The sequence below is a fragment of the Enterococcus sp. DIV1283b genome (genome assembly GCF_051710965.1).
Lineage (GTDB): Bacteria > Bacillota > Bacilli > Lactobacillales > Enterococcaceae > Enterococcus_B > Enterococcus_B lactis.
Genome location: NZ_JBIOLR010000001.1, coordinates 865,310 through 892,156, shown reverse-complemented (window position 1 = coordinate 892,156; position 26,847 = coordinate 865,310). Strand labels below are relative to the sequence as shown.

Below are 26,847 nucleotides of genomic sequence, written 5' to 3'. Positions count from 1 at the left end.
TGTTCTCTATCATTTTATCATTGTCTAGCCAAAAGTACTACCAATTAAAAAAAACGTTTTTATTTAATTACCAATGTAATAGAAAACGCATTCTTGATTCTAAACAAAAAAGCTGCGCCGAGATCTCGGCACAGCTTTTTTTTATTTTCTGCTGTTATGTTCACTAACAATTACATTGACAAGTGACATCAAGATAGCTACTAACAATGCTGCACCAAATGAAGAAAAACTAAAATGTTCTGCTCCTACAAAAAAGGAAGTCATTTTAAGAATCGCTGCATTGATAACAAACGTAAACAATCCTAATGTGACTAATGTAAAGGGCAGGGACAGGATCGTCAAAATCGGTTTGACAAACATGTTCAACACAGATAATACGAAGCTGGCAAGAACGGCCGTCCAAATACTGCTCACATGGACCATCGCAGGAAAAAGAACAGCCAACGATATGAATGTTAACGTATTAACCAAAATACGCTGAAAGTACGACATTAAAAGTCACTCCATTCGTCATCATCGATTTTTTCCGCTTCTTTGCGTTTTTTTGTTTGTTCACGAGTTTGTTCACGATAATTGTTTTTTTCATAATATGCATTGTTATGTCCATAGTTTGTTCGTGCAGAACGCGCAGATGGGATAATCAAAGCTAATAAAATGTATAAAATGATTGGACTTCCAAAAGCAACTAAGCTTAGGAATACATAAAGCACACGGATAACAGTCGGATCAATCCCGATATATTCCCCAATTCCTGCTAAAGTACCTGTCAAAACAACATTTTTATTGGATTTTGTCAACTTTTTTTTCATCATGTCTCACCTCTGTTCTACTATTTTAAATGAAGAAAATCGTTGTGACAACCTTCTTCTTAATCGGTGTTCAAGAGATAGCCTATCAGCAATAAGGCATAATTTTGTAAAATAGGGGAAGCTATTTTACAAAATCGCTTCTTATTGCTCAAGGCTGAACATCTCTTTCACAACTTCTTTATTTATCTGTATCTTTTAAATAGATACTTCCTGTTGTCGTTGAAAGTTGCACTTGCGCGATTTCCTCATCTGAAACACGACGGAATTGCAACATTTGGTTTGTCCGTTCTTTTTTCTCACGAACTACTTCGTAATTGGACAGACGGCTGTTGATACTTCCAAGACTTGTTTTAGCGTGTCCTTCCAAACCGATGCTATCTGGTAAAGCAACTTTGACATTCCCGTTCACTGAACTTGCTTCTACTTTTTTCAAATTATCTTCTTTAATCGTAAGACGTACATCACCATTTACTAAAGACACCGAAAGGTTTTCTGGTGTCGCACCAAATGTCACTGTTCCGTTTACTGTTTCGATAATAGAATCTAAGATGTTCCCGTTTCGAATATCGATATTGCCATTTACACCTTCTACTTCCAACATCGTTGCAGTTAATTGGTCTACGATGATGTTCCCATTCGTAGATTTTGTATAAATATCTTTAGCTTCCAATGTCTCAATCATGATGTTGCCATTTAGAAGTTTAATAGCTGCATGGTCGTATACTCGTTTAGGTAAGTAGAAAACAAGGTCTGCACGCACACGCTTATTTGGAATTTGGAAGGAGATATGATCTTCATTGACCTCGATCTGACTCCGTTCAGAGAATGCTTCAAATGGTTCAGCACCCATCTTTCCGTAAAGTTTGATCTTAGCTTCCACTTTCACATCATCACTGTCCCACGTTTTTAACGTCACGTTTCCGTTTGCTGCCTTGATATCAAGGATACTTGCTGCAGGAGCTTCATAGTAAAATTCGTGTTCAAATTTCGTTGTCGCAATTCCAGGGACACGTAAGCTAACATCTTTCCATTCCATGTTGTCATTTACTGTTTCTGAAACAGTTTGGAATGTTTTCTTCAAGAATTTGCCTAACTGTGATCCAGCTTCTGACATTTTTTCGCCTACTTGATTCAGCGTGTCTGTCGCTTGATCTTTCCAATCATCTGGCAATTCAAACTTATCCGTAAACGTTTCTTTTTTCTCAGACCATTGGTTCTTACGGATATCTTTTAATTCTGCTTCCAGCTTCAATTGTTCTTCTAATAGTGTATCGCCGGTTGCTTCTAACTCTTTGATTTCTGCTTCTAACGTTTGACGCTGTGCTAATTCTTCTTCTGTCAACTCGCCTAATTCTTCTTTTGTATTCAGCTGCATCAATGCTTCCTGTTTCTCATTGCGTGCTGCCTTATTGTCAGCGAATTGAGCATTTACTTCGTCTAGACGCGCCGAAGTTTTATTCGCTTCAGTTGCTAGTTCATCTAAGATCTTTTCTAAGTTTTCTTGATCTTGTCTTTCTTTTTCTTTTGGATCAACTGGCTCAGAAATTTTTTCTTCACCGTTTTCAAGTTCATCGATCAATTGACTTGCCTGATCTTTTTCTTTATGACTAGCAGTTACCTTGTCTGCTTCTTTTTTGATTTGTTTTTCGTCTTTTTCAGTTGCCATGCTTTCTAATAAATCTAAGCCTTCTTCAGTCGAAAGGATTCCTTTTTTCACTAAGTCTAAAATACGTTCTCTTTCTTTCATGGAAATTGCCTCCTTAAGCAAAATTGTTTGCAAGCTTTTCCTTACATCCATATTATGCACTGATTCAGTAAAAATGTCATAGGACTTAAGTTGTAACTTTTACTCCATCTTGAGATGTTCTTTCTTTTTTGTAAAGAGATATGCTGTAGTCACGCAAGTTAAGGGCAGGACAAGTAGTGCGGCCAATGTGGTAAGGATAGCCATCGTATATTCCAAGACAAATGATTTTTCATTGATTATTTGCTGAAAAGGAATATCTAAATCAATAAACCAAAGAATCAACGCTAAAGAACTCCCCATAAACGCAAAAAGAAGAGTCATCACTGTTGACGCCAATATTTTTTTAGCAATGGCAAAACTAGCATGGCGCAATTGGTTAAAAGACAATTGCGGATTTGCCTGATATACTTCGAATGTTCCACTAGAAATCGCTACACTCGCATCTAAAACAGCACCGCTAAGACTGATCAGAAGCAACGACCTCGTAAGTAGTCTAAAATCAATTGCTAACGTCTTATCTAAGCCAGATAGTTCTTCTAGTTCTATCGAAGTAAACCCTTGGATCGCTAAAAAATCAGTGATAGGAAGCAATAGTAGGAAACAAAACAAAAAGATCAGTATACTGGCAAAAGCGGCTCGCATTTTCAGATTATAACCGTTGATAAAAAATAAGATAACCACAGCAATCAATAGGAATCCTATAATCGACAATACCAATATCGGCCACTTCTGATGATAGCCGAATAATAATAGGAAAAAGATTCCTAAATTAATGAATAATCCTAAAAGAATATACATACCTTGCGTACCGCCGACAAATAGCACACTGATTGCAAAAATCCCAACAAGTATAATAAGTACATTCATTTTTTTAACCTCCTTACAGCGAGAAAAAAGAGGACCGCGATGGGGATTGATAATACTATTCCTAAGCTGCCAGCAATGACGCGTAAAAATTCTAATGATAAATGTTGTTCTACCGTTTCTTTGAAAGACCATTGATTTCCTAAATATAACAGAAGCGATGGAATCGCTCCGCTGATATAGACGAATAAAAGGATATTAGCCATCGAACCAATCACATCTCGGCCCACTTGCCTTCCTGAAAGCCATAACTGTTTCGCTGATATTTTCGGTTGTTGCTTGGTCAATTCTTCTAATGTCGCAATGACTGTGATCACGGTATCGAGTGTCCCTCCAGCTGTCCCGATCAGCACGCTGGAAAGAAAAACAGAACGATACGGTCGTGTCAGATAATTCAGTTCTTCATAGCGCAGTCCTTGATCTTTCCAATGATTCATTGTCAAAAGACAAATAAAAAATGCTAAAAAAACACTTGTAACTGCAGCCGAAATTTTGATTATACTGCTTCTATTCCATCCGTCTAACGCCAATATACTAACGATTATCCCTATAACGACAAATAGGATTGCTATATTTAAGAGAGAGATACCTTCTGTTTTGGTAAAGAGGAGCAACAAAAGTAAAAGTAAAACGATGTTGACGATGAGACTTCCTAAAGCAAATACGCCCTGTTTTCCACCAATAAGCAACATGGTGCCAATGAAGATACTTGTAAAGAAAAAAAGCCAACCATCATTTTTTTTCGCTACTAGTTGCCATTCATCTCCATGCATTTGGACAAGATAGATTTGTCTTATTGTTATATTTGCTGTTTCGATTTGATTTTTTTGATAAGGAGCCGATAAAGAAATCACTTCTCCTTTTTGGTCCGTGTTCATTAATCTTCCTGTAATCAATTGCTGATCCTCTTCTATTCTCACTCTTTCGATCTCGATGACAGGTACGTCATATAGAGCAGCTTGACGCTGAATAAACCATGAAGCAAGTATACAAATAAAAAATAGAGTGATGATGATGCCAATCTTTTTTTGCATTCTTTATCCTTTCTATTGAAATAATGAAAAGGGTTTGTGACATGTTTTGTCACAAACCCTTTTCCCGAATAAAGGATGTTCAATCAGCTGACCCTCGGTATTAGCTCAAAACGCTGATTTCACAACCTCTTTTCCTAAATAAACAGCAGAATCACAACTTCAGTTTAGAAAATCTCATTGTGGTTCGTATTTAATTCAGTGATTTTCCCTGTAGCCAAGTAGACGATCCATTCACAGATGTTTGTCACATAGTCTCCGATTCGTTCTAGATAGCTGGCAACATTCAAATAGTCTGTTCCACTGATGACTGTTTCAGGATTTTCTTGCATGTTTTTGATGGTTGCATTATAGATTCGATTGAAATAATCATTGACTCTTTGATCCATATTGGCGATCGTACGCGCGTCTTTTTCGTCTGTTTTGACATATGCAACTAGGACGTTGTCCACCATTTTTTTCACGTAATCGGACATATCGGAGATCTCTTTTTCGATTTCCGGTATTCTCGTCTGTCCTTTTACGCGGATTGTAGATTTAGCAACGGACACCGCATGATCGGCCATACGTTCTAAATCAGAGCTAGCTTTCATGACCGTGATAATCATACGCAAGTCAGTTGTAACTGGCTGTTGTAATGCAATCATTTCAAAACTTTTTTTCTCCAAACGCGTTTCCATATTATTGATATTTATATCGTTTTCGATAACTTCTTGGGCTAAGATTTTATCGTGTTTGATGTATGCACGAACTGACTTGTGCACAGCGCTGCTCACCATCATCCCCATTTCGTAGAACTGATTATGGAGATTCAGCAATTCTTCTTCAAATTGTGTACGTAGCATTCCGTTTCCTCCTTATCCAAATCGACCTGAAATATAATCTTCTGTCTCTTGTTTTTCTGGATTCATGAATATCTTCTTCGTATCGTTGTATTCGATCAAGTGACCATCTAAAAAGAATGCCGTCTTATCTGAAATACGTGAAGCTTGAGACATATTATGGGTCACGATGATCATCGTATACCGCTCTCTTAATTCTAACAGCATACTTTCGATTTTCCCAGTAGAAACAGGGTCAAGTGCACTTGTTGGTTCGTCCAATAAGATGATTTCGGGATTCACTGCCAAAACACGTGCGATACATACACGCTGCTGCTGCCCACCGGATAAAGACAAGGCACTTTTATGCAGTTTATCCTTCACATCCTCCCAAACGGACGCTGCCTTCAGACTTTCTTCCACTACTTGATCAAGGACTTTTTTATCTTTTTCTCCTTTTAACTTCAATCCATAGATGACATTTTCATAAATAGAAAAAGGAAATGGATTTGGCTGCTGGAAGACCATGCCGATTTCTTTTCTTAGTTCAACAACATCTGTTTTCGGACCATAGATGTCTTTGTCTTTATATAAAACACTTCCGGTGATCGTTACATTTGGAATCAGATCGTTCATTCGATTCAACGAACGTAGATAGGTAGATTTCCCGCAACCAGAAGGACCGATCATCGCTGTGATTTCACCTTGATTGAAACTTAGATCGATTCCCTTTAGTGCTTCTTTCTTTCCATAATACAGATGAAGATCTTTGGATGAGATAATTTCTTTTGTCATGTTGAGGCCTCCGTCTTAACCAAAATGACCGGACACATAATCTTCGGTTGCCTGAATTTTTGGTCTGGTAAATATCTTGTTTGTTTTGTCATATTCCATTACTTTTCCTAGATAGAAAAAGGCAGTATAGTCGCTGATACGAGCTGCTTGTTGCATATTATGCGTCACGATGATGATCGTGTAGTCTTCTTTCAAGTTTACAAGTGTTTCTTCAACCGTTCCTGTCGAAATAGGATCCAAGGCACTTGCCGGCTCGTCTAACAGCAAGATATCAGGTTTCATCGCGATTGCACGAGCGATACACAAACGTTGCTGTTGTCCGCCAGATAAAGCCAAGGCACTTTTATCCAAGCTATCTTTTACTTGATCCCACAAAGCTGCTTGTTTCAAGCTTGTTTCAACGATTTCATCTAATTTCTTCTTGTTTTTTTCACCATGCTGTTTCAAAGCAAAAGTTATATTGTCATAAATCGATTTGCTAAAAGGGTTAGGGCGTTGGAACACCATGCCGATCCGTTTACGCATTTCATAAACATCCACTTGAGGTGCATTGATATCCACGTCTTTATACATGATCTTTCCAGTGATTTTCGTATTAGCAATCCCATCATTCATACGATTCAAAGAACGAAGATACGTGGATTTTCCGCAGCCAGAGGGGCCAATCAATGCAGTGATCTTATTTTTTTCGAACTCTAGATCCACTCCCTTGATTGCTTCATTGTCGCCATACCAAACATGCAGATCATTCGTATATAATGCTACTTCCTTATCTTTTGGCATGGTAATGACATTTGTTTCATTCCAATTATATTTTTTCATTTTACTTCTTCTCCTTAGGCTGAAGTCATTTTTCGGTATAATCGTTTGCCAATCGCACGAGCGCCGAAGTTGAACAGTAAAACAGCAATGATCAACACGGCAGAAGCGCCAGCCGAAACAGAAACACCATCAGGCATCGTACCTTCTGTGTTGATTTTCCAAATATGGACAGCCAATGTTTCAGCTTGACGGAAAATGCTGATTGGACTAGAAACACTTAATGGATTCCAGTTCGTAAAATCTAATGCTGGCGCGCTTTGACCAGCTGTATAAATCAATGCAGCAGCTTCACCAAAAATTCTTCCTGAACTTAGGATCACACCAGTCAAAATTCCTGGTGTCGCTTCTGGAACAACCACTTTTATCACTGTTTCCCAGCGTGACAAACCTAACGCCAATCCAGCTTCTCGTTGTGTGTAATGGACCGCTTGTAAAGATTCCTCGACCGTTCGAGTCAAAAGAGGCAAGTTGAATACGGTCAAAGCTAATGCACCAGAAATGATTGAGAAACCATACTGGAATTGAATAACGAAAACCAAGAAACCGAATAAACCGACAACAACAGAAGGTAAAGAGCTCAAGATCTCGATAGACGTACGAATCACATCTGTCACCCAATTTTTACCAGCATATTCCGAAAGATAGATACCCGCACCTAAAGAAATAGGAAAACTAATGATCATGGTAATAAAAAGCAAATAAATCGAGTTAAACAGTTGAATCCCGATCCCACCGCCTTCTTGGTAGGCTTTTGAAGGTTCAGTCAAGAAAGACCATGAAATGTGCGGTATTCCTCGAACTAAGATATAAAGTAATAAAGCTGCTAAGATCAATACGATGATCCCTGAAACCACATATAGAACACCTGTAGCAATTTTATCTGAGCGTTTTGCGTTCATTATTTCAGCTCTCCTTTCTTCCCAATCATACGGATCACGATATTAAAGAATAATGACATCAATAGCAAGATCAGCGCTAATGACCATAACACATTATTTTCAACTGTTCCCATGATTGTATTTCCGATTCCCATCGTCAAGATGGACGTCAATGTAGAAGCAGGAGTAGTAAGTCCTGTTGGCATTAATGCCGCATTACCAATAACCATTTGGATAGCTAAGGCTTCGCCAAACGCACGAGCCATACCAAAAACGACTGCTGTTAAAATCCCGGGCACTGCTGCTCGCAGCACCACTTTGTAGATTGTTTGCCATCTTGTGGCACCTAGCGCTAATGAAGCTTCCCGATAGTGCCGTGGCACTGCCTTTAATGCATCCACAGTCATCGTTGTGACAGTCGGTAAGATCATAACGAATAACACAAATGTACCAGCTAAGATACCGAACCCTGTCCCGCCAAAGATACTTCTGACAAAAGGCACGATAACAGATAAACCGATAAACCCGTAAACGACAGACGGAATACCTACAAGTAGCTCGATGACTGGCTGCAAGATCTTCGTTCCGTTTTTAGGAGAAATCTCCGTCATGAATACTGCTGCTCCAATAGCAAATGGTGTGGCAACAATAGCAGATAAAAAGGTCACAATAAATGAACCTGTGATCATAGGCAATGCGCCTACCATGGGTTTCCCATTGGCTCCGATTTGGCTCGGATTCCAATCTGTACCAAACAGAAAATCAAATACATTGATCTTATCAGTAAAAAAGGTGGCCAATCCTTTACTAGCGACAAAATAAAAAATAGATAATACAACCAACACGATCAGCGCGATACATAAAAAACTAATAAATTTTCCGCGCTGTTCCATTTTTGAACGTTTTGATTTTGTTAATAATACTTTTTTCACATCTTCCACAGATGACTCCCCCTTAATCAGGTTTAACATACTCACTCAGTGTACAAATTGAACATCAATTTGGTTTTAATAACATGTAAAAGTTTAGCTAAGTTTGTAAATTTTGTGTAAAGATTACTCTTTAACAATGTTTCCTTGCCAATCACGTTCAACTTTCATATGTGAAACAGGGATATAGCCTAGCTCTCCGACAATATTATCTTGTACTTCTTCAGATAAGATATAGTCTAAAAATTCTTTTGTCAGTTTTTTTGGATGGTCTCTTGTGTACATATGCTCATATGCCCAAATCGTCCATTTGTTCGTTGTCACATTTTCATCTGTTGGTTCCACACCGTTAACATTCAACGTATCCACATCATCGGAAACGTAAGAAAAAGCAACATAGCTGATTGCTCCGGGTGTGTCCGCAACGATTTGGCGCACCATTCCGCTTGAATCTTGTTCCTGTGCCTGAACAGCTGTTTCTCCGTCCAATACCCATTTTTCAAACGTACTACGGGTCCCGCTTCCTGATGCACGGTTCAATATAACTACTGGCTGATCTTTCCCACCGACTTCACTCCAATTTTTGATCTCGCCCGTAAATAATTTTTTCAGGTTTTCCATACTGATATCTTTTACGCCAATATCCTTGTTCACAATAGGAGTGATTCCAACAACTGCTACTCGATGATCGACTAATGCCGAAGCATCAATCCCTGATTTTTCTTCCGCGAACAAATCAGAATTTCCGATATCGACTGCTCCTGACTGTACTTGAGACAAACCAGTTCCGCTTCCGCCCCCTTGTACATTGATGAATTTTCCAGGATTTTCTGTCTGGTAGGTTTCAGCAACCGTTTCTACTAAAGGCTGTAAGGCAGAAGAGCCAACTGCAGTAATGGATTCTCCTCGATCAATCCACTTTGAACAGCCTGATAAAAGAATAGCTAATCCTATTATTGGTAAGAATAATTTTAGTTTTTTCATTAGAAATCTCCTTTAATCCTAAAGTATGTTTATTCTATCATTTTCATTACTTGATGAAAACGAATCAAAATCATTAAATAACAAAATAAATTCTCATAATTGCAAAAAAAGCTATCTCATTAAAAGTTTCTATGCTATACTGGCTTTGAAATGTGTCTCTTTTAATAGCATATATTAGCTTATTTCTTGCTTTCCCCAAAAAACAAGAGATACCCCAAAGTTAATTTCGCTCATGCGAGACGCTTTCTCCATTTCTGACGTACTCTCAGAAATGGCCCCGAGAGAAAAGGACACGAGATCTCCATCTATTGATGGCTCTCCTGTCCTTGTTGTATTTTAAAGGAGCGGCGAAATCAGTCTTGCTAATCCTTCTTTTATCTTAATCATCATTCCTCGGTTTTCATACACTTCTTTTGTGAGATGCGTCGAAATCTTTGAATCTTCAAAGAATGCTTTTCTTACGCGAGAAGCCATTCGTTCATCATAGATCAGTGTATTGACCTCAAAATCCAATCTAAATGAGCGAACGTCGATATTAGCTGAACCAACGGAAACGATGCCGCCATCGATAATCATCGTCTTTGCATGGATAAATCCATTTTCATATGTTTCAATTCTTGCCCCATACTCGATCAGCTCTGCAGCGAAAGAATACGTTGCCCAGTAAACGAGAAGATGATCTGGTTTGTTAGGTATTTGGATATGGACTTTTACGCCTGAGAGAAGAGCCAACTTCAATGCCTCATGAATCGATCCATCCGGTATGTAATACGGCGTTTGGATCAATATCTCCCGTTTGGCTAACGAAATCATTTTCAAATATGTCATTTTGATTTGTTCATGTTCGGTATCTGGTCCGCTTGTCACGATTTGAACAGCCATATCACCTGTAGAATGAATGGTCGGGAAAAATTCCGGTGAATAACCTACTTCTTTTGTATGCTGAGAATTCCAGTCCATCAAAAAACGGTTTTGCAAGGTGTAAACCGCTTCTCCGTAGATACGCAAATGATTGTCTCGACAATAACCAAATTTCTTTACCAATCCTAGATATTCGTTTCCAACATTGAACCCACCTATATATCCGATTTTCCCATCAATCACTACGATTTTACGATGATTGCGATAATTGATTCGAGGATTGATATACGGAACGAATAGAGGAAAGAAAAATGCGACTTCTCCGCCAGCTTTTTTTAAATTCTGAAAAAAACTAGAAGAAACTTGTGTGGAACCCCATGCATCAAGAAGGACTCTGACTTTTACTCCACGTCTTGCTGCCTCTGTCAATGCCTCTCGAACTTCTTCACCTAATGCATCACTGCGGTAAATATAATACTGGAAATGGATGTGGTCTTCTGCCTGTTTGATATCCTCGATCAGCGCATCGAATTTTTCACGACCATCTGTAAATAAAGTGATTTCATTTTTAGTCGTATAAAGCGTACTTTCAAATACAGTAAGCATATAGATCAATTGTTTCACATCTACTTGTCCAGTAGGCGGATGAGGGTAAAGTCCTCGCATCAATGCCTGTTTGTCTTCTTCGATTTCTAGATTCTTACCGATTTTCCCTTGGATCTTCAAATCAAAGATTTTCTCTTTGGAAATCCCTCTTCCTAAAAAAATATATAAAATAAATCCTACAACTGGAATGAACATCAAAACGAGCAGCCATGCCCATGTTTGCGCAGTTTCCTTTCTTTCTCGAAAAATGATAATAAAGGAAAGCAAAATATTCATAATCAAAAGGATCGTAAAAAAATTGTCAACGATAATTTTCACGGCTTCACCTCTTTTTCTACCAACTTAAGAATACCCAAGTTGTTTTTTAAAGTAAAGGAAAAAAAGCCGCCCCATTTACTCCACCTAGCCAATAAAAAAAGAAAGCTGGAACGAAATCGTCCAACTTTCTGATTATATTTATCTTGTGGCACTAGAATTTCAAGAAACGTCTCATAGAGATGATCGAGCCGAGTGAACCAATGATCACACCAATACCGACCATCAAAAGATTGATTTTCCAAACGATATTTTCTGGATGGATCAATGAATAATGAGATCGTAATAATGACGGATTGATCAATTGGTAAAACCATGCGTAACCAAATGTAATGATCAGTATCGGAAGAATGGCACCGATTAAGCCGATCCAACCACCTTCAAGGAAAAATGGCCAGCGGATATATCCATTTTTTGCCCCTACTAAACGCATGATTTGGATTTCACGCTGTCTAGATAAAATCGTGATTCGAATCGTGTTAGAAATGAGAAACATTGCTACAAACAACAGCAATGCCGCCGCAACTAATCCCCATGTTCGAACTGCACCAGCAATTTGGAAAATCCGATCTGAGGAAGCCCCACCGTAATCAGAACGGGAAACATTCTTCAAATCTGCCGCTTTTTCTGCTACTTGTTTTGTATAAGAAGGATCGGTAGCACTTACTACGTATACATCATATAACGGGTTATTATCCCCTTCGAACAATTTCCAAGAATCACCCATTTCGTTTTGGATTTTCTTCAATTCCTGTTCTTTGCTTGAAAATTCGACTTTTTTGACATGATCTAAGTCATTTAATTCTTTTTCTAGTTTTTTCATCTCTTCGTCTTTTGTACCAATGTCTACGAACACAGATACATCCACGTTTCCTTCTATATCTTGTGCTAATTTGGTTGCGTTCATGATGACCGCCATGAATACGCCAACTAAAGTCAACGTGATCGTTACCGCACTGACTGAAGCGACTGTCATCCAGCCGTTACGTTTCAAACTCTTGATACTTTCTAATAAATGGCGGAAAAAGGTTCTAATCATCGTATCCATATTCCCCTTCCGCTTGGTCTCGAATAATGCGGCCGTTTTCGATAGCAATTACTCGGTGTCGAATCGTATTTACGATCGTACTGTTATGTGTAGCCATCACGACAGTTGTTCCTTGTGCATTGATCCGATCTAATAGTTTCATGATTTCCCATGAGTTTTCCGGATCCAGATTCCCTGTCGGTTCATCCGCGATAAGTACTTTAGGCGTATTTACGATTGCTCGGGCAATAGAAACACGTTGTTGTTCCCCACCAGATAATTCGCTAGGAAAGACTCGCACTTTGTGTTTCAAACCAACAAGATCCAGCACTTCCATTACTCGTTTTTTGATATCCCGAGGTTTTCTGCCGATAACTTGCATGGCGTACGCAACATTTTCATATACTGTTTTTCTTGGCAATAATTTATAGTCTTGGAACACCACGCCGATTTCTCTGCGTAGATAAGGAACTTCGCGGTTTTTGATGGCTATTAGATCATGACCTGCGACGTTCAAAGTTCCTTTTGAAGCTTTTTCTTCTCGATACATCAATTTGATGAATGTAGATTTACCAGCTCCAGACGGACCAACAACATAAACAAACTCTCCTTGTTCGATGACAATCGAGAGATTGCGGATAGCAGTGGTACCGTTTGAGTACTTCTTCATTACATCCTTCATTTCAATCATGGCGTTCTCTCCATATCTTTTTCAGTCTTTAGCTATTATAGCATGGCAATGTTTCAACTTGCTTGCAAAATCTTACAATTTTATTTCAATTTAACAAAGGGCTCTTATTGCAGATGCATTTTCAAATAGCCGTCAATAAATAAATCAAGATCTCCGTCCATAACAGCTTGGACATTTCCTGTCTCTACATTTGTCCGATGGTCTTTTACCATAGAATATGGATGGAAAACATAAGAACGGATCTGTGATCCCCAGCCGATTTCTTTTTGTTCTCCTCGCAGTGCAGCTGCTTCTTGTTCTTTCTTTTCCACTTCTAATTGGTAAAGCTTAGCTTTCAGCATCCCCATCGCTTGTTCACGGTTTTTCAATTGTGAACGTTGCGCCTGACTCGCTACTACTGTTCCTGTAGGCAAGTGAGTGATTCGTACAGCGGATTCTGTCTTATTGATGTGCTGACCACCTGCGCCACTTGCCCGATATGTGTCGATCTTCAAATCATCTGGATTGATTTCTATATCGATCGTTTCATCAAGCTCTGGCATCACATCTACCGAACAAAAAGAAGTATGACGTCGTTTCGCTGAGTCAAAAGGCGAGATACGTACAAGGCGATGAACACCTTTTTCTGATTTCAGATAACCAAATGCGTTGTGTCCTTTGATCAGTAGGGTCACACTCTTGATTCCTGCTTCATCACCTGCTTGATAATCTAGTGTCTCTACTTGATACCCATGCTGCTCTGCCCAGCGTGTATACATGCGTAAAAGCATGCTGCCCCAGTCTTGGGACTCCGTTCCGCCAGCCCCTGGATGCAATTCGACGATGGCGTTGTTTCGATCATAAGGACCGTCTAACAACATAGATAATTCATACGTCTTCATTTTTTCATCTAGCGCATTGATACGTGTTTCTGCTTCTTCTTGCATTGCTGCATCAGGTTCTTCCTGCAACATCTCCACCATCAATTCGATTTCTTCCAGTTCTTCAGCAAGAGAATGGAATTGATCATAGGTCTCTTTATTTGCATTGTTTTCACTGATCACTTTTTGAGCAGCTTCGCTATCATCCCAAAAACCAGGTTCAGCCATTTTTGCTTCTGCTTCCGCAATGTCTTCTTCCAGCTGGTCTAAGTCAAAGAGACCTCCTGAAGCTTGTGACCTTTTCCTGCATTTCTGTCAGGAGATTTCGAATTTCGGATATTTCCATGTTTTTTTCCTTCTTTCACTATACTTTTTTCATTATATCTAGTCTAACAGAATCGGCAAATAACAGAAAGAAGGTGAGACGAATTCTTTAAAAAAGAATTTGTCTCACCAATCCTGCTGTCAGAAATTAGTTTGCATCTTTTCCGTGACAGTTCTTATATTTTTTCCCGCTTCCACAAGGACAAGGATCATTTCTACCAACCTTGTTCACATGGATTGGTTGTTTTTTCGCGCTAGTATTACTGTTTTCTTTGGCATCTCCATCTTCTGAGTGAGAAGCTGTTCCTTGAGAAACTTGCTCACGCTGTACGTTTTGACGGATCTCAGCTTTCATGAAGATACGAGTGACTTCATATTCAATGGCACCTACCATATCTTCGAACATCTTGTAGCCTTCTGTTTGGTATTCGACTAATGGATTATTTTGACCATAGGCACGCAAGCCGATTGACTGACGTAATTGGTCCATTGCATCGATATGATCTGTCCATTTAGAATCCACGACACGTAAGATCACGACTTTTTCGAATTCCAGCAGCTGCTCTGGTCCGTTCAATTGAGCTGCTTTGGTATTGAATACTTCTTGTGCTCGTTCGTTTAGATATTCTTTGATTTCTTGAGGGGTTTTTCCTTCGATATCTGTAAGGGAAATACTGTCTTCATGGACAAGCGTGCTGCCAGCAAAATCGACGATACTTTCCAAATTCCAATTTTCTTTTTCTAATTGTGTATGCGCATCTACCACACGACTGATTGTCCGTTTGACCATATTCATCAGTGGTTTAGATAAGCTTTTTTCTTCCATGATTACTTCTTGACGCTGTTTATAGATTACTTCACGTTGCTCACGCATCACGTCATCGTATTGCAAGACGTTCTTACGTGTGTCGTAGTTGTTTCCTTCTACGCGTTTTTGTGCAGATTCTACTTGCTTCGTCAGCATCTTGCTTTGGATCACAGCGTCTTCGTCACCGATCTTCATTCGATCTAAGAAAGCTTTGATTCGTTCTGAACCGAATCGTTTCATCAAATCATCTTCTAAAGACAAGTAGAATTGTGACATACCAGGGTCTCCTTGACGTCCTGCACGTCCTCGAAGCTGGTTATCGATACGACGAGATTCATGTCGTTCTGTCCCGATAACTGCTAGGCCACCAAGTTCTCTTACGCCAAGCCCTAGCTTGATATCTGTTCCCCGACCAGCCATGTTGGTAGCAATCGTCACTGCGCCTTTTTGACCCGCATTCATGATGATCTCTGCTTCTTTAAAGTGATTTTTCGCATTCAGTACTTCATGAGGAATACGTTCTTGATTCAGCATATCTGATAATAACTCAGATGTTTCAACCGCAACAGTTCCGACTAGGACAGGCTGTCCTTTGCGGTAGCGATCTTTGATATCTTGTACGACAGCATGGAACTTGCTTTGTAATGTTGGGTAAAGCAAATCTGGACGATCGTCACGGATGACCGGACGGTTTGTCGGAATCTGGTATACTTGAATATTATAAATCTCTCTGAACTCTTCTTCTTCTGTCTTAGCTGTACCAGTCATCCCTGCAAGTTTCTTGTACATACGGAAATAGTTCTGGAAAGTAATCGTCGCCATCGTTTTCGTTTCGTCTTCGATCTCTACGCCTTCTTTAGCTTCGATTGCTTGATGAAGACCATCTGAATAACGGCGTCCATCCATGATCCGGCCCGTAAATTGGTCAACAATCAATACTTTTCCATCTTGAACAACATAATCGATGTCTAAAAGCATGATGTAGTTGGCTCTCAATGCTTGATCCAAGTGATGGGTCAATGCAGTATTTTCAATGTCATATAAGTTGTCTAAACCGAATGTTTCTTCAGCTTTTTCGATCCCTGCTTCCGTTAAACTGATTGTTTTTGATTGTACATCGATTTTGTAATCTTCTTCTTCTTTCAAACGTTTCACGAAGTTGTCTGCTCTTGTATATAAAGCTGTTGATTTTTCTGCTTGCCCTGAAATGATCAGCGGCGTTCTCGCTTCATCAATCAAGATTGAGTCAACTTCATCGACAATGGCATAATTCAGCGGACGTTGTACCATTTGATGGCGATAAACGACCATGTTGTCTCTCAAATAGTCAAATCCTAATTCATTATTCGTGCTATAAGTGATATCGCAATTATAAGCCTCGCGTTTTTCATCCGAAGATTTTGAGTTGATATTCAACCCAACTGTCAATCCTAAGAAATTATAAAGCTCGCCCATTTCCGTCGAGTCACGGGTTGCTAAATATTCATTGACGGTAACTACGTGGACCCCTTCGCCAGTCAAAGCATTCAGATACACCGGCATCGTTGCGGTCAAGGTTTTACCTTCACCAGTACGCATTTCAGGGATATTCCCATCGTGAAGCACGATCCCACCCATCAATTGTACGTGGTATGGATATAACCCCAATACACGTTTTGCTGCTTCCCGAACGACTGCAAAAGCTTCCGGAAGTAATTGATCTAATGTTTCTCCTTTTTGGTATCTGCCCTTGAATTCAGCAGTTTTTGCTTGTAATTGTTCATCAGTTAATGCTGCCATTTGGTCAGCGTATGATTCAACTTTTTTTGCAATGCTATCTAAACGTTTTAGTTCTTTCTTATCGTTTTCGATAAGTGAACGAATCAAATTGGCCATGCGTTGTGTAATCTCCTTTTCCTTCTGTGTATTATCCAGACTATGTAGACTCTACTTTTCATTTTATCATTAGTTATAGATAATTGAAATATCTTAATCGTATTAAAGTAAGAACTTCATAATTTATTCATATTTTAACTAGAAAAGAGACGAACTCAAAAAAACTTGCGGCAGCTATTGACAGCTGCTGCAAGTTTTTGATGTTATTTAAGTATGGCTGATCAGTCTGTTTCGATCAATCCGTATTTTCCATCTTTTCGGCGGTAAACGATACTTGTACCATTTGTTTCTGCATCTTCAAAAATAAAGAAGTTATGTCCCAGCATGTTCATTTGTAAGACTGCTTCTTCACTGTCCATTGGTTTCAATGAAAGGCGTTTTGTACGTACGATATCTAATTCAGAATCGTTTTCGTTTTCTTCCTCTCCATTGAATAAAACAGCAGCATCTGCAGTATTCATGCCCGTTTCACGGGATTTACGATTGATTTTTGTTTTGAATTTGCGGATTTGGCGTTCCAATTTGTCAACAACCAAATCGATACTTGCGTATAGATCTGGAGAAGTTTCTTCGGCACGTAATACAAGATAAGGTAATGGGATCGTTACTTCCACTTTTGCTGTTTTTTCTGTATAAACTTTTAAGTTCACATGCGCCGTAGCATCGGGTGCGTCACTGAAATAGCGTTCTAGTTTGCCTACTTTTTTCTCAACGTAGTCGCGAATCGCTTCAGTTACTTCGATATTTTCGCCGCGTACATTATATCTAAACATAAAAATTACCCCTTTCGTCTACCACAATCAAGAAGGAGAAGGACCACTCTTTCCCTCTTCTTAATTCTATTATATCGAACTCTAGGTTATTTGCAAATTAAATCGCTATCAAATTTCCACATCTGATTCATCTTGCCAAAGAAATGGTTCGGATGATTTTCGGCTGTGCGGTCTGCAAGCAATCTGCTGCATGAAAAAGTGTCTGACCTGTTGTATAGACATCGTCAATAATCAATATTTTTTTATGTTGTATCTTAGAAAGAGGTACAGCAAGCTCAAAAGGCTGAGGCATCTCCAATCTTTCCTTTCGCGTGTTTTTTGCTTGAGCAAGCAGATGATGCTCTCTTTTAAGTAGCATCTGAAAAGGAATTTTTGCTGCTTTCAACATCTCACTTACTTGATTGAATCCTCTTTCTAGCCACCTTTTTTCAGATAAAGGTATTGGACAATAAACATATGCCGGGTAATCTTTTTTTATCTGAGTCCATTTATATGCAAAAGTCCCTGCTAATCGGATGTCTCCCATAAACTTGTACCGATTGATCCAAGCTTGCATCTTTTCATCGTACGTAAAAAAGGCGCGGTGTTGAAAATCATATGAAGGATATTTCTTCTTCCATTCTTGACAGTCGTTGCAGTAAACGAAACTAGTCTTTGCTTTCTTTTTCGTATCCTCGTATTTCAAATTGATTGGTTTTTGACAACCTGCACAACCTTTTGCTTCCAATAAATGGAATTGTGCGCGGCAAACTGAACATGTCTGAGGAAGTCTATATTTCGACACACCGATGATCTCGCTGAATGTTAAATTTTGGATGATGTCTTTACTGCAGCAACTGCATCTCACAGCATCTTCTTCCCTTCTTCGTTCATTTCTTTGATTTCCTGACAGGCTTTTCGAATAGCTGAAGTTTTTTCTTCATAGAAAAAATAGACCCGACTGTTCGTATAAGGACCTTTACGATCAGCTCTTCCTGCGATTTGCACCAAAGAGGATTTAGTAAAAACTGGATGATCTGCTCCTAAAACGATGACAGAGATTCTTTCAAATGTGACTCCTCTTTCTAAGATCATCGTGGTTAACAGTATCTCGTATGTTGCTTCTCGCATTTTCTGAACTTTCTTTGCCCGTTGATCGTCTTGTGAAGAAACATCTGTTATCTCATATTCTGGAAAAGCTTCTTGCAGTGTGACTTTTAAACGATGCATCATCGTAATACTTGGACAAAATAAAAGGATACGGTTTTCTTTGATTAGTTGCTGAATGATCCGCACCAAAGAGTTGATTTTCTTTTTGTTCCCACATTTTTGTCGCCAATTATTCATGAAAACAAGTACGGGTTCAGGAAGCAAGCGCCGATGAAAGCGCAAGGCAAGTTTGTGGAGCTCAAATGTCTGCTTGATTTCCTTTAGTAACTTCTCATCAGGCGTGGCACTTAAGTAGATGAATCGACCGTCTGGTTTGATTGCTGTTTGCACAGCGTGAGCTAGCCCAGCGTCCCCGCTATAAGGAAAAGCATCGATCTCATCAATGACTAATAAGTCAAAGGATCGATAAAAACGGTATAGCTGATGAATCGTACAGATAACAAAAGAACTAAAGGTATAAGCTGTTGTTGTATTCCCATGGAGCAACATGATTGTTTCTTCTGGAAAAACAGGACGATAACGTAAAAACAATTCATTACAAACGTCGATTCGCGGTGTACAAATGGCTACTCTTCCTCCAGCTTTTAACGTTTTCACTAAAATCGGATAAAGCATTTCTGTTTTTCCTGCACCTGTTACCGCCCAAATAAGATGGTGTTTTTTTTCTGAATGATAAAGTATCCTCTCTGCGATTTCCGTTTGTTTTTCAGTAAGCTGTCCTGTCCAAGAAAAGACGACTTCTCGAGATGCTGCTTTTGGCTGATCAAATAAATATATCTCTTGTTGACTGTCGCATCGCCCTAAAGACAAGCAATGTATGCAAAAATAGCCATAGTCTGCAAGCTGTCCCTCAAAGACAGGCGTTTTCACTCCACAACGATGACAAAGAATCCTGTTACCTAAATGTTCTACTGCTGCAATCTTCTTATAATTTGGTAAGTTTCCCTCCTCACAGTCCATTCCTTCAATCTCTCTCGTAAGAAGCCTTCTGCCCCAAAAATGATTCATATCATTCGCCCTAAAAAAATATACGAAAAAACAAGCAATCTTTTTTTTGGATTGCTTGTTCGATAGTTCTATATAATCTATTTATTCACCAATCAATGTAATTGCTTGGTCTAATACTTTTTCGCCATTCATCATTCCATAATCAGCCATGTTGATGACGTCTAAAGGAATGCCTTTTGGTTCCAGACGTTTTTCAAAATCAGCTTTCATAAAGCGAACTTGAGGTCCTAATAACAGTACATCTACATCTTTATTTGCAAGATTATTATCTGCATCAGAAGCTGACACAGCGAAAATATCAGAATCGATTCCTTTTGCTTCCGCAGCTTTTTGCATTTTTGTTACGAGCAAACTTGTGCTCATACCAGCCGAACATACAAGCATGATTGTTTTTTTAGCCATACTTTTCTCTCCTTTTTAAAACAGACTACGCAAACGTTTTCTTAGCGTCTGTTACTCTATTATATAAAAAGAAAGAAATTTGTCAACGTTTTCTAAACGCGATTTATTTAATCAAATAGCCAGCTAGATTTCACTAATTTATTGAATACGACATATTCTTTATCCAAATTGATGACCACTACTTCATAGCCTGCATTTAACCAGCCGTAGGCACCCTTTTCTGGATGTTTATAGTCATTTGCCCACCAATCTGTGCTTTCCCTGGCTGTTTTGGGAAGTCCGTTACTGGGAAACAACAGTTCATCAAATTGGGTAAAGGTTAATGTTACTTGGGAGCCGCCGTTGTTCTTCAAATAATGCGTAATTGCATCGTACTTTTTCATTCGTTCCTTCATCCCCGGATCCACCTGCCTTTGTCTTTATTATCGCATACTACAGCAATTGCGCAACCGTTATAGTGTTGAAACAACCTAGAACTTTCTTTATACTGAATAAAGCAACCGAAAAAAAAGAGGTGACAAGATGATCGAACGTTATCGTACAATCAAAGAAAATGGACAAAGTGAGATTGAAATCAAGAAATCACGCTTTATCTGTTCTCTTAAACGAATAGAATCAGAAGAAGAAGCGAAAAACTTCATCCAAGAAATTAAAAAAGAACATTGGAAAGCAAACCATAACTGCAGTGCCTTCGTTATTGGCGAAAAAAATGAGATCCAACGAAGCAGCGATGATGGCGAACCAAGTGGAACAGCGGGCGTACCGATGTTGGAAGTCCTCAAAAAAAATCAACTGATCAATGTAGTTGCAGTAGTTACTCGATATTTTGGAGGAACGAAACTCGGCACGGGCGGATTGATACGAGCATACACTCATGCGGTCTCTCAAGCATTGTCCGACATTGGAATCGTAGAAGGTACCTTGCAACAGGAGATATCCATTGTAATCACGTATCCGCAACTAGGAAAATTGCAGAATTATCTTGAACTACAGCACTTTTTTATAAAAGAAATCCAATACACTGATCAAGTCATCGTCATCTGTGCGGTGGATGAAAAAAATGCTGACAGCTTTAAAGAATCCATCATTGAGCTGCTGAACGGACAAGTCCAATTTGAAGAAGGCCCTGTTTCTTATCATGAGCAACTGATAACTGATCATATATAAAAACAGGTGATTCTGATTCTCTTTTTTTCTAATAAGGAATCAGGAATCACCTGTTTTTTATTTTTCCAAATAAAACTCAAAACGATTTCCTACATATTGCGTACGCACATACTCAAATGGCGTACCATCTTCAAAATAGGAAATCTGACGCAAACGAAGAACTGCATCTCCTCGTTTCACCTCTAAATAGTCTGCGATTTTCTCAGAAGCCAATACAGCAGTAATCGTTTGATTCGCTGGACCGATTTTTTTCCCACCTTTTTCTTCTAATGTGCGATACAGCGATTCAGTAATCTCTGCTTTGCTGTAGCCATCGATCAGCTTTTGCGGAACACTGGCTACTTCAAAACAAATAGGGACATCGTCTGCAAAACGAATACGTTCCATTCGCAAGATCGTGTCATCTTTACTCAAGTTTAGTTTTTCCATTTCACTTGAGCTTGGCGAAGTCAAAAAGTAAGAAATTGTTCGACTAGACGGTACTCTATTTTGCGATTCCATGATTTCTGTAAAACTTGTCGCGCCAGACATCTTTTCTTGTACTTTTTCTCGCGCAACATATGTACCCGAACCGATCTTTCTTTCTAAGATTCCTTCATCTGCCAAGTTTTGAATTGCTTGTCTCAACGTCATACGGCTGACATTGAATTTCACTGCTAATTCTCTTTCTGAAGGAAGACGGTCTCCGACTTTCCATATACCTTGTTCGATTTCATTTTTTAATTGGTCATGAATCTGTATATATACAGGTAATTGATTCGACATAACGTACACCCGTCCTTTCGTTTCTTCTATTATAACTGGTATATACCTGATTCACAACTGAAAAAGATAAAGGATTCTATCCATAAACAGATGATGTAGGTACAAATCCTTCTTCCCATTCCTATTAATAGAATTCATTTTCTAGATATGTCCAATTGAGAAAATAACAAAAGACCCTATAATCGCTGAAAATGCCGATTTATGGATCTTTTGTTATTATTAGCGGTTTTTAGCCATCCATTTTTTTGTATGATTCGTTGGGCGTTTTGATTTTACATGGACTGCTTTTTCGCCTTTTTTAGGAATGTTCACTTCGATATCGTATTTTTCTGATTTGACCAAGTCATATAACTTTTCAGCTGCTTCGTCTACTTTTTCTTTCCACTTCATTTTGGCCCCTCCAATTCTTTTTGTTAACTTAACTCTATCTTAAATTGACAGAATCTTCAAGGAACAAGGTAGCAAAGCAAAAAAAAGAGCTCTCGAACTAACGAGAGCCTACGGTTGTGCTATACTGGGGTAGCTGGATTCGAACCAACGCATGAGGGAGTCAAAGTCCCTTGCCTTACCGCTTGGCTATACCCCAATGAAATGGAGGAGAGTGGATTCGAACCACTGAACCCTAAGGAACGGATTTACAGTCCGTCGCGTTTAGCCACTTCGCTACTCCTCCGAAAGGTTTGTATCAACCTGACTTAGTTATAATACCTAATTTTCCAGATTTTTGCAACCCTTTATTGAAAGTTTTTTTGATATTTTTTTATTCGTGCAGATTCCAGTGACGAATCACTGTTTCTATCGCATTTTCAAGACTTTTTTCTTTCCCAAAATCTTCTTCACCAAAGAAAATTTCATATTCTTTTGGTCCATAGGCTAAAATTTCACCAATCATTTTTTTCCCTATAAATAACTGAGTGACTTCATAATTCTTACCTTTGATATCTTTTTTTACTTCTTCGATACGCACTTCAATATCTTTATTTTTTTTTGACATCATTTTCACCTCTCAGACATTTTATCATATTGCAGCCAATAAAACATTCCTTAGGCAAAAATCTCTTGTCCATTTCATCTTCTTTTATACAAGAGGCGATTTCTCTAAAGCTCTTCATTCTCCCCTTGACCTATAGCGATATAGTTGGCCGCTGCGCCTACAAGATTAGCATCGTTTCTGTATTCACACAATAGGATCTGTGGCTCGAAATCATGCAGGTCGAATTGATCTGTCAACTTCTTCATTCTACTTTGGATCTCATCAATGAGTCCATCCTTTGCAGAAACGCCACCGCCTAATACGATAACTTCCGGATCAAATGAAAATTGGATACTGAATAGACCTTTCGCAAGGTACGTATAAAAACTCTCAACTTCTTCTTTTGCTATTTCATCCCCGGTTTCTGCTAATTCAAAGACGTCTTTTCCGGTATAAGTATTCTTATCGACTCCTTTGCGTTCACAATACCGCCAAGCCATCTGTACGGCTGTACCAAGTTTACTAAATGTCTGATCGCCCTCTAAGAACATCAAACCGAATTCTCCACCATAAAGATGTGCACCTTTATTGATTTGGCCTTTCGTGAACATCGCCCCGCCGATCCCAGTTCCTACCACGACAAAAGCAACATCTTGATAATCACGAGCAGCTCCTTCATAAAACTCAGCCATTCCGGCACAGTTGGCGTCATTTTCAATCGTTACCGGAAGTTGAAACAAAGTTTCCAAATCTCTAAAAATATTAAAGCCATGAATATAAGGAATCGCACTGATTCCCTCAATTACCTGTTTCTCATTATTCACTACTCCAGGTGAGCTGATCCCAATTCCTTCAATCTCAAAAGAAAGACTCATGTCTTTATAGACTTGTAATAATTGCGCTTTCATTTCTTCCCAAGATTCAGGCGTTGCAAATTGGCCCTTGCCTTTGACATCTTTACTATCCCAACAACCATATTTGACAGCCGACCCGCCAAAATCAAAAACTAATATCCCCATAAAAATATTCTCCTTTTTGCTTGCTAAAGCTATTGTAATGTATATGTTCAGCATTTGAAAGCATTTTCTCGGATCACAAGTCTATTCGTTAAAGCTGGTTTTGTGTAAGTGAATTGCTAAAATCACTTGATCTCGCAATTGTTCTCCGTTCTCAAAAATCGGTTTAGAATAATGATGGATAAAATAGTCTTTGACTCGACCAATCTCCACATAGCCCATTTTTTGATAGAGATGTAACGCAGCACTGCTAGTACTGCCGGTTCGTATGATGATCTGAGTTTGACTGGAAGCGAGTTGTGAAAGCTTCTGAAAAGCTGTCTCAAGGAGTTTCCCACCAATCCCTTTTCCTTGATGCGAAGGTTCTACAGCTACGTTAACGATTTCGAATTCTTTTTCCCTTACTATATAGATCAGTATACCTATTGTTTTTTCTTTTTCTTTCCATATCCAGCCGTTCCCCTTTGAAACATATACCTGAACTTTTTCTTTATCAGGATCTGCATCTAATAACAAGGACCATGGTAAATCTATCTTATTGAGTTCTTCGATCATTTTTGACCTCCATATATGTAGTCATGAAGTCGTTGCTTTGATAGTCACTCTCTCTTTTCTTTATTGCTCAGTGCTACCCGTATTTTTCACAACCTTTTTATAATCTGGTTCTTTTTTATCTTTCTTATTTCTCGTTAACTGAAAGGTCAAAGGTACATAATCGATGCCGCCTTTGACAAAGGGATGACAGCGTAAGATCCGAGCCGTCCCCATTACCGTCCCTTTTAGCGCACCATGAGTTTGAATTGCTTTTATCATATAATTAGAACAGGTTGGATAATAGCGGCAACTAGGAGGAAATGCAGGCGAAATAAAGCGCTGATATCCTCTAACTAAATAAATCAATATCTTCTTCATCAACTAGATTCCTTCTTTTCTTTTACTAAAAAAAGGGATCGCGACTAAAGTCAACGTTCCCTTCTGTTTTCTTTTATCCTATGCTGCTTCATGGCTCATTTCCTATCGACTAGAACCACCGTAATTAATTATCAATGAAAAAAGTCTCGAATATGAATCCACAAGCTTGGTTGAAATACTTTAAATGGATTGCCACCACCGATGACACCATATCCAATCATCGTTCCGGCTACAAAAAGAAGGATAAGCAATAAGATCACCACTAAAATCTTTATCAGAGTTAATAAGATATATCGTTGGTTACTCATTCAGCCACTTCCTTATGCAATCGTTTGTGCTGTTTTTTCAGCAGGAGTTTGATCCATGTCTACACGTTCAACATCTGCACCTAATTTTTGTAGTTTGATATGGAAGTTATAATAGCCACGATCTAGATAATTCAAGTTACGGACACGTGTGATTCCATTTGCTTTCAAGCCAGCTAAAACTAATGCTGCTGCTGCACGCAAGTCTGTTGCATACACTTCCGCACCTTGCAATTCATGGTTTCCATCCATGATTGCTACATTTCCATCGATTTTGACGTGGGCGTTCATACGGCGCATTTCTTCTAAATGTTGGAAACGATTTTCAAAAACTGTTTCAGTTACTACGCTTGTACCTTCTGCCACTAATTGGATGGCTGTCATTTGCGCTTGCATATCTGTAGGGAAACCAGGATGAGGCATCGTTTTTACATCTGTAGGTAAGATATGTTTTGGTCCGATGACACGGATTCCGCCTTCTTCTTCAATGATTTCTGCACCCATTTCGATCAATTTAGAAATCAATGGGCGGTTATGTTCAGAGATAGCATCAGCAATCAGTACATTGCCTTCTGTCATTGCAGCAGCGACCATAAAGGTACCAGCTTCGATACGATCTTGTACGATTGAATGGTTGACTGCATGTAAATGATCAACGCCTTCGATACGCATTGTTTCAGTACCCGCTCCATAGACATGAGCACCCATTTTATTCAAAATATTTGCTAAATCAACGATTTCTGGTTCGCGAGCTACGTTTTCAATGATGGTTGTTCCTTTTGCTTTTACAGCAGCCATCATGATATTTTGAGTAGCACCTACACTAGGAAAATCTAAATAAATCGTGTTACCGATCAATTCATCTGCAATTGCTTCAATATAGCCGTTTTTTTGAATAATTTTTGCTCCTAAAGCTTGAAATCCTTTTAAATGTAAATCGATTGGGCGTTTACCAATCGCACATCCACCAGGCATAGCCACTTTTGCATGTCCATTTCTAGCAAGTAGCGGTCCCATCACAACGATTGAAGCACGCATTTGACTAACATACTCATAAGGCGCTTCGATCTCTAATTGTCTTGAAGCGTCGATTGTTACTTGATTCTTTTGTTCATCAAAATCTACATCTACATTTAAGTGACGAATCACTTGATTCATAGTGAAGACATCAGAAAGAATCGGAACGTTGTCTAATGTCGTAATACCTTCTTCTGCTAACAAACTGGCAGCTAAAATAGGCAATACAGCATTTTTAGCTCCTTCAATTCTTACTGTTCCATTTAATTGATTGCCACCTCTTACGATGATCTCTTCCATGTTGTTGTTCCCT

At 38.9% G+C, this 26,847-nt stretch carries 30 protein-coding genes and 2 tRNA genes; 1 reads left to right on the top strand and 31 read right to left on the bottom strand.

The window, feature by feature from the left end:
* Positions 1-141: 141 nt before the first annotated feature.
* From IGJ53_RS04260 to IGJ53_RS04160, 21 genes are all read right to left on the bottom strand, one after another.
* Positions 142-492, bottom strand: coding sequence for a phage holin family protein (locus IGJ53_RS04260; protein WP_002289566.1), 351 nt, complete (start codon positions 490-492; stop codon positions 142-144).
* Positions 492-812: a PspC domain-containing protein gene (locus tag IGJ53_RS04255; RefSeq protein ID WP_002294972.1), complete on the bottom strand. Its 321-nt coding sequence runs from the start codon at positions 810-812 to the stop codon at positions 492-494. Before IGJ53_RS04255 ends, IGJ53_RS04260 begins: the two co-directional genes overlap by 1 nt.
* Before the next feature lie 175 nt (positions 813-987).
* On the bottom strand, positions 988-2,556 hold the full coding sequence (liaX, locus tag IGJ53_RS04250) for a daptomycin-sensing surface protein LiaX (RefSeq protein WP_259741676.1): 1,569 nt from the start codon (positions 2,554-2,556) through the stop codon (positions 988-990).
* Between the two features lie 99 nt (positions 2,557-2,655).
* On the bottom strand, positions 2,656-3,423 hold the full coding sequence (locus tag IGJ53_RS04245) for a YibE/F family protein (protein WP_010732149.1): 768 nt from the start codon (positions 3,421-3,423) through the stop codon (positions 2,656-2,658).
* On the bottom strand, positions 3,420-4,454 hold the full coding sequence (locus tag IGJ53_RS04240; protein ID WP_259741675.1) for a YibE/F family protein: 1,035 nt from the start codon (positions 4,452-4,454) through the stop codon (positions 3,420-3,422). The genes IGJ53_RS04245 and IGJ53_RS04240 overlap by 4 nt, the downstream gene beginning before the upstream one ends.
* Positions 4,455-4,618: 164 nt before the next feature.
* Positions 4,619-5,296 carry a phosphate signaling complex protein PhoU gene (gene phoU, locus IGJ53_RS04235; RefSeq protein WP_002289490.1) on the bottom strand — a complete coding sequence of 226 codons (678 nt, stop codon included), beginning with the start codon at positions 5,294-5,296 and terminating at the stop codon, positions 4,619-4,621.
* A 12-nt stretch (positions 5,297-5,308) separates the two neighbouring features.
* Positions 5,309-6,067, bottom strand: coding sequence for a phosphate ABC transporter ATP-binding protein PstB (pstB, locus tag IGJ53_RS04230; RefSeq protein ID WP_002292757.1), 759 nt, complete (start codon positions 6,065-6,067; stop codon positions 5,309-5,311).
* Positions 6,068-6,082: 15 nt separating this feature from the next.
* Entirely contained in the window at positions 6,083-6,889 is an 807-nt protein-coding gene (pstB, locus tag IGJ53_RS04225) for a phosphate ABC transporter ATP-binding protein PstB (protein ID WP_002308601.1), read from the bottom strand.
* Between the two features lie 14 nt (positions 6,890-6,903).
* Positions 6,904-7,788 (bottom strand): phosphate ABC transporter permease PstA, encoded by an 885-nt coding sequence (gene pstA, locus IGJ53_RS04220; RefSeq protein WP_149558188.1) that lies wholly within the window; start codon positions 7,786-7,788, stop codon positions 6,904-6,906.
* Positions 7,788-8,708 (bottom strand): phosphate ABC transporter permease subunit PstC, encoded by a 921-nt coding sequence (pstC, locus tag IGJ53_RS04215; RefSeq protein WP_002292761.1) that lies wholly within the window; start codon positions 8,706-8,708, stop codon positions 7,788-7,790. The genes pstA and pstC overlap by 1 nt, the downstream gene beginning before the upstream one ends.
* Positions 8,709-8,822: 114 nt before the next feature.
* Positions 8,823-9,680, bottom strand: coding sequence for a phosphate ABC transporter substrate-binding protein PstS (locus IGJ53_RS04210; RefSeq protein WP_002400540.1), 858 nt, complete (start codon positions 9,678-9,680; stop codon positions 8,823-8,825).
* A 336-nt stretch (positions 9,681-10,016) separates the two neighbouring features.
* Positions 10,017-11,465, bottom strand: coding sequence for a cardiolipin synthase (cls, locus tag IGJ53_RS04205; protein ID WP_438749635.1), 1,449 nt, complete (start codon positions 11,463-11,465; stop codon positions 10,017-10,019).
* 151 nt (positions 11,466-11,616) lie between these two features.
* A complete protein-coding gene (gene ftsX, locus IGJ53_RS04200) occupies positions 11,617-12,501 on the bottom strand; it encodes a permease-like cell division protein FtsX (RefSeq protein WP_002292767.1) in 885 nt (294 codons plus the stop codon).
* Positions 12,494-13,180, bottom strand: coding sequence for a cell division ATP-binding protein FtsE (gene ftsE, locus IGJ53_RS04195; protein ID WP_002292768.1), 687 nt, complete (start codon positions 13,178-13,180; stop codon positions 12,494-12,496). The genes ftsX and ftsE overlap by 8 nt, the downstream gene beginning before the upstream one ends.
* A gap of 104 nt (positions 13,181-13,284) precedes the next feature.
* Positions 13,285-14,386, bottom strand: a protein-coding gene (gene prfB / locus IGJ53_RS04190) for a peptide chain release factor 2 (RefSeq protein WP_096948712.1) whose coding sequence is annotated in 2 segments (ribosomal slippage) — positions 13,285-14,313 and positions 14,315-14,386 — 1,101 coding nt in all. Because the reading frame shifts where the segments join, the coding sequence is not laid out codon by codon here.
* A 126-nt stretch (positions 14,387-14,512) separates the two neighbouring features.
* Complete coding sequence (gene secA, locus IGJ53_RS04185; RefSeq protein WP_002400544.1) at positions 14,513-17,047, bottom strand: preprotein translocase subunit SecA; 2,535 nt, start codon at positions 17,045-17,047, stop codon at positions 14,513-14,515.
* Positions 17,048-17,268: 221 nt separating this feature from the next.
* Complete coding sequence (gene hpf, locus IGJ53_RS04180; RefSeq protein ID WP_002292771.1) at positions 17,269-17,820, bottom strand: ribosome hibernation-promoting factor, HPF/YfiA family; 552 nt, start codon at positions 17,818-17,820, stop codon at positions 17,269-17,271.
* A gap of 127 nt (positions 17,821-17,947) precedes the next feature.
* Positions 17,948-18,667: a ComF family protein gene (locus tag IGJ53_RS04175; RefSeq protein ID WP_259741672.1), complete on the bottom strand. Its 720-nt coding sequence runs from the start codon at positions 18,665-18,667 to the stop codon at positions 17,948-17,950.
* A complete protein-coding gene (locus IGJ53_RS04170) occupies positions 18,664-19,977 on the bottom strand; it encodes a DEAD/DEAH box helicase family protein (protein ID WP_259741671.1) in 1,314 nt (437 codons plus the stop codon). Before IGJ53_RS04170 ends, IGJ53_RS04175 begins: the two co-directional genes overlap by 4 nt.
* Before the next feature lie 81 nt (positions 19,978-20,058).
* Positions 20,059-20,379: a PTS sugar transporter subunit IIB gene (locus IGJ53_RS04165; RefSeq protein WP_002292778.1), complete on the bottom strand. Its 321-nt coding sequence runs from the start codon at positions 20,377-20,379 to the stop codon at positions 20,059-20,061.
* 107 nt (positions 20,380-20,486) lie between these two features.
* Positions 20,487-20,774, bottom strand: coding sequence for a DUF7662 domain-containing protein (locus IGJ53_RS04160; RefSeq protein ID WP_002400548.1), 288 nt, complete (start codon positions 20,772-20,774; stop codon positions 20,487-20,489).
* A 127-nt stretch (positions 20,775-20,901) separates the two neighbouring features.
* Between IGJ53_RS04160 and IGJ53_RS04155 the strand changes: the two genes are divergently transcribed.
* Positions 20,902-21,546: a YigZ family protein gene (locus IGJ53_RS04155; protein WP_010732143.1), complete on the top strand. Its 645-nt coding sequence runs from the start codon at positions 20,902-20,904 to the stop codon at positions 21,544-21,546.
* Positions 21,547-21,603: 57 nt separating this feature from the next.
* Here IGJ53_RS04155 and IGJ53_RS04150 read toward each other — a convergent pair whose 3' ends face one another.
* The 10 genes from IGJ53_RS04150 to murA form a co-directional block, all read right to left on the bottom strand.
* Positions 21,604-22,311: a GntR family transcriptional regulator gene (locus IGJ53_RS04150; RefSeq protein ID WP_002292782.1), complete on the bottom strand. Its 708-nt coding sequence runs from the start codon at positions 22,309-22,311 to the stop codon at positions 21,604-21,606.
* 219 nt (positions 22,312-22,530) lie between these two features.
* The gene (locus IGJ53_RS04145) at positions 22,531-22,701 is read right to left on the bottom strand and encodes a hypothetical protein (RefSeq protein ID WP_002292784.1); all 171 of its coding nucleotides are present in this window, start codon (positions 22,699-22,701) and stop codon (positions 22,531-22,533) included.
* A 124-nt stretch (positions 22,702-22,825) separates the two neighbouring features.
* A tRNA-Gln gene (locus IGJ53_RS04140) sits at positions 22,826-22,897 on the bottom strand.
* A 6-nt stretch (positions 22,898-22,903) separates the two neighbouring features.
* A tRNA-Tyr gene (locus tag IGJ53_RS04135) sits at positions 22,904-22,984 on the bottom strand.
* 87 nt (positions 22,985-23,071) lie between these two features.
* Positions 23,072-23,308, bottom strand: a complete 237-nt coding sequence (locus IGJ53_RS04130; protein WP_002316425.1) for a DUF2969 domain-containing protein — start codon at positions 23,306-23,308, stop codon at positions 23,072-23,074.
* A 101-nt stretch (positions 23,309-23,409) separates the two neighbouring features.
* Positions 23,410-24,303: an ROK family protein gene (locus IGJ53_RS04125; RefSeq protein WP_010732142.1), complete on the bottom strand. Its 894-nt coding sequence runs from the start codon at positions 24,301-24,303 to the stop codon at positions 23,410-23,412.
* Between the two features lie 81 nt (positions 24,304-24,384).
* Positions 24,385-24,855 (bottom strand): GNAT family N-acetyltransferase, encoded by a 471-nt coding sequence (locus IGJ53_RS04120; RefSeq protein WP_002292786.1) that lies wholly within the window; start codon positions 24,853-24,855, stop codon positions 24,385-24,387.
* Positions 24,856-24,915: 60 nt separating this feature from the next.
* On the bottom strand, positions 24,916-25,212 hold the full coding sequence (gene yidD, locus IGJ53_RS04115) for a membrane protein insertion efficiency factor YidD (RefSeq protein WP_002329491.1): 297 nt from the start codon (positions 25,210-25,212) through the stop codon (positions 24,916-24,918).
* Positions 25,213-25,343: 131 nt separating this feature from the next.
* Positions 25,344-25,520, bottom strand: a complete 177-nt coding sequence (locus tag IGJ53_RS04110; RefSeq protein WP_002292789.1) for a DNA-directed RNA polymerase subunit beta — start codon at positions 25,518-25,520, stop codon at positions 25,344-25,346.
* 12 nt (positions 25,521-25,532) lie between these two features.
* Positions 25,533-26,834: a UDP-N-acetylglucosamine 1-carboxyvinyltransferase gene (murA, locus tag IGJ53_RS04105; RefSeq protein ID WP_002308580.1), complete on the bottom strand. Its 1,302-nt coding sequence runs from the start codon at positions 26,832-26,834 to the stop codon at positions 25,533-25,535.
* Positions 26,835-26,847 lie beyond the last annotated feature (13 nt).

Bases quoted from the DNA above. Each gene is read 5' to 3' on its own strand.
- IGJ53_RS04125 (WP_010732142.1), bottom strand. From the start codon at position 24,303: ATGGGGATATTAGTTTTTGATTTTGGCGGGTCGGCTGTCAAATATGGT.
- IGJ53_RS04110 (WP_002292789.1), bottom strand. From the start codon at position 25,520: ATGAGTAACCAACGATATATCTTATTAACTCTGATAAAGATTTTAGTG.
- pstA (WP_149558188.1), bottom strand. From the start codon at position 7,788: ATGAACGCAAAACGCTCAGATAAAATTGCTACAGGTGTTCTATATGTG.
- IGJ53_RS04210 (WP_002400540.1), bottom strand. From the start codon at position 9,680: ATGAAAAAACTAAAATTATTCTTACCAATAATAGGATTAGCTATTCTT.
- IGJ53_RS04255 (WP_002294972.1), bottom strand. From the start codon at position 812: ATGATGAAAAAAAAGTTGACAAAATCCAATAAAAATGTTGTTTTGACA.
- pstB (WP_002308601.1), bottom strand. From the start codon at position 6,889: ATGAAAAAATATAATTGGAATGAAACAAATGTCATTACCATGCCAAAA.
- murA (WP_002308580.1), bottom strand. From the start codon at position 26,834: ATGGAAGAGATCATCGTAAGAGGTGGCAATCAATTAAATGGAACAGTA.
- ftsE (WP_002292768.1), bottom strand. From the start codon at position 13,180: ATGATTGAAATGAAGGATGTAATGAAGAAGTACTCAAACGGTACCACT.
- yidD (WP_002329491.1), bottom strand. From the start codon at position 25,212: ATGAAGAAGATATTGATTTATTTAGTTAGAGGATATCAGCGCTTTATT.
- IGJ53_RS04130 (WP_002316425.1), bottom strand. From the start codon at position 23,308: ATGATGTCAAAAAAAAATAAAGATATTGAAGTGCGTATCGAAGAAGTA.
- IGJ53_RS04170 (WP_259741671.1), bottom strand. From the start codon at position 19,977: ATGAATCATTTTTGGGGCAGAAGGCTTCTTACGAGAGAGATTGAAGGA.
- phoU (WP_002289490.1), bottom strand. From the start codon at position 5,296: ATGCTACGTACACAATTTGAAGAAGAATTGCTGAATCTCCATAATCAG.
- IGJ53_RS04145 (WP_002292784.1), bottom strand. From the start codon at position 22,701: ATGAAGTGGAAAGAAAAAGTAGACGAAGCAGCTGAAAAGTTATATGAC.
- IGJ53_RS04165 (WP_002292778.1), bottom strand. From the start codon at position 20,379: ATGGCTAAAAAAACAATCATGCTTGTATGTTCGGCTGGTATGAGCACA.
- IGJ53_RS04155 (WP_010732143.1), top strand. From the start codon at position 20,902: ATGATCGAACGTTATCGTACAATCAAAGAAAATGGACAAAGTGAGATT.
- IGJ53_RS04150 (WP_002292782.1), bottom strand. From the start codon at position 22,311: ATGTCGAATCAATTACCTGTATATATACAGATTCATGACCAATTAAAA.
- ftsX (WP_002292767.1), bottom strand. From the start codon at position 12,501: ATGATTAGAACCTTTTTCCGCCATTTATTAGAAAGTATCAAGAGTTTG.
- IGJ53_RS04245 (WP_010732149.1), bottom strand. From the start codon at position 3,423: ATGAATGTACTTATTATACTTGTTGGGATTTTTGCAATCAGTGTGCTA.
- liaX (WP_259741676.1), bottom strand. From the start codon at position 2,556: ATGAAAGAAAGAGAACGTATTTTAGACTTAGTGAAAAAAGGAATCCTT.
- IGJ53_RS04260 (WP_002289566.1), bottom strand. From the start codon at position 492: ATGTCGTACTTTCAGCGTATTTTGGTTAATACGTTAACATTCATATCG.
- IGJ53_RS04240 (WP_259741675.1), bottom strand. From the start codon at position 4,454: ATGCAAAAAAAGATTGGCATCATCATCACTCTATTTTTTATTTGTATA.
- hpf (WP_002292771.1), bottom strand. From the start codon at position 17,820: ATGTTTAGATATAATGTACGCGGCGAAAATATCGAAGTAACTGAAGCG.
- secA (WP_002400544.1), bottom strand. From the start codon at position 17,047: ATGGCCAATTTGATTCGTTCACTTATCGAAAACGATAAGAAAGAACTA.
- IGJ53_RS04160 (WP_002400548.1), bottom strand. From the start codon at position 20,774: ATGAAGGAACGAATGAAAAAGTACGATGCAATTACGCATTATTTGAAG.
- pstB (WP_002292757.1), bottom strand. From the start codon at position 6,067: ATGACAAAAGAAATTATCTCATCCAAAGATCTTCATCTGTATTATGGA.
- IGJ53_RS04120 (WP_002292786.1), bottom strand. From the start codon at position 24,855: ATGATCGAAGAACTCAATAAGATAGATTTACCATGGTCCTTGTTATTA.